This is a genomic window from Treponema sp. R6D11 (assembly GCF_054786075.1).
Window position 1 is genome coordinate 1 of the sequence record NZ_BDHD01000247.1, and the last position, 2175, is coordinate 2175.

General features: G+C 41.7%; 3 protein-coding genes. All 3 read right to left on the reverse strand.

Annotated elements, in window-relative coordinates:
* The coding region (metK, locus tag ACYVTD_RS11830) for a methionine adenosyltransferase (RefSeq protein ID WP_461247969.1) at nt 1–955 on the reverse strand (955 nt) is incomplete at its 3' end.
* A gap of 65 nt (nt 956–1020) precedes the next feature.
* Entirely contained in the window at nt 1021–1479 is a 459-nt protein-coding gene (locus tag ACYVTD_RS11835; RefSeq protein ID WP_461247970.1) for a COG2426 family protein, read from the reverse strand.
* A 12-nt stretch (nt 1480–1491) separates the two neighbouring features.
* Nucleotides 1492–2175 (reverse strand): AI-2E family transporter (locus ACYVTD_RS11840; protein WP_461247971.1); only part of this gene is annotated, 684 nt, incomplete at its 5' end.

The window sequence follows — 2175 nt, forward strand, 5'->3', positions numbered from 1 at the left end:
TACCCTTTGGAGTTAAATCGAATACTTTTTTGACTTTTTTTGCAATTTGTTCATCTGAGATTCTGCCGGTTCCGTTTGTATCTACCATTATAGAGACTGGTTCAGGAATACCGATTGCGTACGCCAGTTGAATGGTAGCCTCGCTTGCTAGTTCTGCTGCGACGATGTTTTTTGCTATATAGCGTGCCATATATGCGCCGCTTCTATCAACTTTTGTTGGGTCTTTTCCTGAGAATGCTCCGCCGCCATGACTTGCCCAGCCGCCGTATGTATCGACTATTATTTTTCTGCCTGTTAAGCCACTGTCGCCCATAGGACCTCCGACAACGAATTTGCCCGTTGGGTTTACTATAAATTTTGTGCCATCAAGATATTTTTCTTCGACGACAGGAGTTATGACGTGTTCGATTATATCAGCTTCTATTTGTTTCTTGCTGACAGCATCGTCATGTTGTGCAGAAACTACTATATTGTTAACTCTTACTGGTTTGTTATCTTCATATTCTACTGAAACTTGGGTTTTTCCGTCTGGTCTTAGATATGTGATTGTGTTGTCTTTTCTAACCTCGGCGAGCTTTTTTGCGAGCTCGTGGGCTAGGTATATAGGAAGAGGCATTAGAGTTTTTGTTTGGTTGCAGGCGTAGCCAATCATCATTCCTTGGTCTCCTGCGCCTCCGACCTTATCATTAGTTCCTAGGTCTATATCCGGCGATTGCTCATGGATGGCGGTTAGGACGGAGCATGTATCTGCATCGAAGCCAAATTTTGCTCTATCGTAGCCGATTTTTTTAACTGTTTTTCGAACGATTGCTGGAATGTCAACATAGCATTCGGTGGTAATCTCGCCCATGACCATGACCATGCCGGTTGTTGTTGCGACTTCGCAAGCAACTCGTGCGTTTTGGTCGTGTAGTAGGATGGCGTCTAAAACCGCATCTGAAATTTGGTCACACATTTTGTCTGGGTGCCCTTCGGTTACGCTTTCTGATGTCCAAATCTTTTTCATATGTATTTCTCCCCTTAGTGAACGAATGGATAAATGAATATCCCTGATAGTGCGGACATTATTAGCCCGGCTACTATTACGCCTATTGCTATGCTGAATATACTATCTTTGAATTTCATGCCCAGCGCACTAGCTGCTAGAGCGCCAGTCCAAGCGCCTGTGCCTGGGAGCGGGATTGCGACGAATATTAAAAGTCCCCATTTTTCATATTCGCCTATTTTTTCTGCGCCTTTTTTGCCTTTGGCATCTAGCCATCTGGCGAAAGAACCGAGTTTGTTTTGTTTTTTTCTAAGCCATTCTAAGAATTTTGTTATGAAAATTAAGATAAAAGGAATTGGCAGGAGATTTCCTATAACTGAAACTAATAAAGCTTCGGGAATATTTAAACCTAGACCTACGCCTATTGGTAGCCCGCCCCTGAGCTCTACGATTGGTAGCATTGAAACGAAAAAAGCATATAACGCAGATGACAATTTACAACTCTCCTATTCTTTGGTCTTCCAAATTGTGAATAGTCCGCCCTTTTGCAACTTGAATATAATCAAGAATACTATTGGGAATATGATGACGCCTGCGAAACCTATAAGGCGCATGCCTGTATACACGGCAATGAGTGTTATAATTGGGTATAGCCCTAGAGAATCGCTCATAACTTTTGGCTCGCTAAACTGACGAATTAATGCGTTGACTGCGCAGAGCGCGATAAGCCCGATTCCCATGTATATATTATTTTGTAATAAGCTAATTATACCCCATGGTATTAAGACGAGGGCTGTGCCAAATAGGGGGAGAATGTCGAACACAGCTAAGATTAGAGCGAGGAAGAATGCGTATTGGACTTTTAGAATTAGAAGACCGATGAATATTATTGAGAATACGATTAGGAGCATTATGCTCATGCCACGGAGGTAGCGAATAACGGCAGAGGTTGAATATTTCTTTAATTGATATGCTTTAGCGCGTTCGGAAACGGGGATTTGCAGTGCGATTTGTTTTTTGATAAATTCGAAATCTTTGCACATGAAGAAACTAGACAGGATAAATATAATTATGAAGAGAAGAAGATTTGGGAGACCCATTACGATATTTACCGTATAGTTTATGAGTGTTGTTGAAACGCTAGCGATAAGTTCTAATCCTTTGTTTGACACTTGGATAATTGCGTTATC